Raw genomic sequence first — 2,651 nt, forward strand, 5'->3', positions numbered from 1 at the left:
CGACCGCCGACCGCCGACCGCCGACCGCCGACCGCCGACCGCCGACCGCCAACCGCCAACCGCCAACCGCCAACCGCCAACCGCCAACCGCCAACCGCCGACTGGCGATTGCATGGGGTGCGCGCGTTCGTCGCCGCACGGTTCGAACGGCGGTTCGCGTCGGGCGGGTGCGCGACGCAGCCCGTGCGCGCCGCCGATGAGGCGTGACGGCCAGCGGTGCGAATGGTGAGCGGCGCGCGTGGTGTGCATGCACGGTTGACGAGCGTTCGCGTCCGAAGTCGACGGCGCACGAGGAACGGCCGACAGGTCGCACGCCGCTCGCAGCGCACCACGCATCGCACACCGCACACCGCACACCGCTCGCCGCTCGCCGCTCGTCGCTCGCCGCTCACCACCGCCGCTTCGCCTGACGAAGCATCAACGCACGCTCGGCGCCGTCACACCGCGACGACGATCTTGCCGAACTGCTCGTTCGATTCCAGATAGCGGTGCGCGTCGGCGATCCGGTCGAGCGGGAACACACGGTCGATCACCGGCTTGAGCGCGCCCGACGCGAGCCCGTCGAGCACAAAGCGCTTCGCGGCGTCGAGCTTCGCCGGGTCGCCGACAACGCGCTTGTACTGGTAACCGTGCACGCTCAGCATCTTGCCGAGCACGGCGAACAGCGGGAAGGGCGCCTGCTCGGCGGCGAGCGCGCCGTACTCGATCACGATGCCGCCGTACGCGAGCGCGTCGGCCAGTTGCGGCAGCATCGGGCCCGTGACCGGATCGAACGCGACCCGCGCACCCGCGCCGCCCGTGATCTCGCGCACGCGCGCGGCGAGATCCTCGCGCTGCGTGACGATCACGTGGTCGGCGCCGAACTCGCGCAGCGCCTGCGCCTTCGCGTCGGTGCGCGTCGTCGCGATCGCGACCGCGCCGGCCATCCGCGCGATCTGGATCGCCGCGAGCCCGACGCTGCTCGACGCCGCGGTGATGACGACCGCATCGCCGCGCTTGATCTGCGCGAGGTCGATCAGCGCGCCCCACGCGGTCACGTACTGCATCCACACGGCGGCCGCCTCGGTCCAGCCGAGCGATGCGGGATGCTTGACGGCCAGGTCGGCGGGCACCGTCGCGACTTCGCCGTACGTGCCCCAGCGCGTGATCGACAGCGGCGGCACGATGCTGACCGCGTCGCCGACCGCGAAGCCCGTCACGCCGGAGCCGACGGCGCTGACGACGCCCGCCGCCTCGTAGCCGAGCCGCGCCGGAAAGACCGGCGTCTCGACGTAGTGCCCCGAGCGGAACATCGACTCGGCGCGGTTCAGGCCGAGCGCCTTCACCTGCAGCGCGATTTCGCCCGGTCCCGGCGGCGCCGGCTCGATTTCGTCGAAGCGCAGGACGTCGGGCCCGCCGGTCTGATGGATGCGTACGATGCGTGCCATGTCGGATCTCCATGAGAAAAATCGGTGAGGCCACTATAATTCGCGCCGATTCGACGATAAATCGTATAGTCGAATCAGCTATTGAAACGAATGGTTTCGAATCATGGATCGACTCACCAGCATGGCGGTGTTCGTGAAGGCCGCGGAAACGGGCTCGTTCGCGGCGGCGGGCGAGTCGCTCGGCCTGTCGTCGCAGATGGTCGGCAAGCACGTGCGCTTTCTCGAGACCCATTACGGGATGCGGCTCATCAATCGCACGACGCGCCGCCAGAGCCTGACCGAAGCCGGCCGCGCGTTCTACGAGCGCAGCCGCGCGGTGCTGGCCGAAGCGCAGGCCGTCGACGCGCTGGCCGCGAACCTGATGGCCGCGCCGCGCGGCACGTTGCGCATCAACGCGCCGATCAGCTTCGGCGTGCATTGCCTGATGCCGATGCTCGCGGTGTACATGCGCGCGTATCCCGAGGTGCAGGTCGATCTCACGCTGAGCGATCGCGTCGTCGACGTCGTCGACGAGGGCTACGACGCGGTGATCCGCATCGCGCCGCTCGCCGATTCGAGGCTGATCGCGCGGCCGCTCGCGCAGTACCGGCTCGTGTTGTGCGCGTCGCCCGCGTACCTGGCCGAGCACGGCACGCCGGCCGAGCCCGCCGATCTGGCCGCGCACGAATGCCTCGGGTTTTCGTATTCGGGGCAGCCGGCGGCGCTCGAATGGCCGTTCGAGAGCGCGCACGGGCAGCAGGCGGTGCGCGTGAGGAGCCGGCTCGCGGTCAACAACGGCGCGGCGCTGCGGATGGCCGCGCTCGACGGGCTCGGCATCATCCTGCAGCCCACCGAGCTCGTCGGCGACGATCTCGCCGCGGGGCGGCTCGTGCGGCTGCTGCCGGGCTACGAGCCGCCCGCGCGGCCGATCCACCTGCTGTATTCGCCGGACCGGCGGCCGACGCCGAAGCTGCGAAGCTTCATCGACTACGTGATCGCGACGTTCGGCGGCGCGCCGGGCGACGGGCGGCCGTGAGCGGTTGAGGCATCGGAGGGGCGGGGCGGCGGGGTGCGGCGTGCTCGGGCGGCAGCGTGGTATCGCGACGCCGCGATGCGAGACGGTGGGGCGGCATGATGGCTGCGTTCCGACGGGCGATTCACCGGGCGATTCACCGGGCGATTCACCGGGCGATTCACCGGGCGATTCACCGGGCGATTCACCGGGCGATTCACCGGGCGATTCAC

The 2,651-nt window shown here is 70.9% G+C and carries 2 protein-coding genes and 1 pseudogene; 2 read left to right on the forward strand and 1 reads right to left on the reverse strand.

Annotated elements, in window-relative coordinates:
• Window positions 1–207 (forward strand): annotated as a pseudogene (locus tag X946_RS36045) (hypothetical protein); the annotation flags it as partial.
• Between the two features lie 230 nt (window positions 208–437).
• On the opposite strand, the gene X946_RS04590 reads toward X946_RS36045, so the two are convergent.
• On the reverse strand, window positions 438–1,427 hold the full coding sequence (locus X946_RS04590) for a zinc-dependent alcohol dehydrogenase family protein (protein ID WP_038744526.1): 990 nt from the start codon (window positions 1,425–1,427) through the stop codon (window positions 438–440).
• 103 nt (window positions 1,428–1,530) lie between these two features.
• Between X946_RS04590 and X946_RS04595 the strand changes: the two genes are divergently transcribed.
• On the forward strand, window positions 1,531–2,442 hold the full coding sequence (locus X946_RS04595) for a LysR family transcriptional regulator (RefSeq protein WP_038744528.1): 912 nt from the start codon (window positions 1,531–1,533) through the stop codon (window positions 2,440–2,442).
• Window positions 2,443–2,651: the final 209 nt, after the last annotated feature.

The sequence above is a fragment of the Burkholderia sp. ABCPW 111 genome (assembly GCF_000773065.1).
GTDB lineage: Bacteria > Pseudomonadota > Gammaproteobacteria > Burkholderiales > Burkholderiaceae > Burkholderia > Burkholderia savannae.

Bases quoted from the DNA above. Each gene is read 5' to 3' on its own strand.
- X946_RS04590 (WP_038744526.1), bottom strand. From the start codon at position 1,427: ATGGCACGCATCGTACGCATCCATCAGACCGGCGGGCCCGACGTCCTG.
- X946_RS04595 (WP_038744528.1), top strand. From the start codon at position 1,531: ATGGATCGACTCACCAGCATGGCGGTGTTCGTGAAGGCCGCGGAAACG.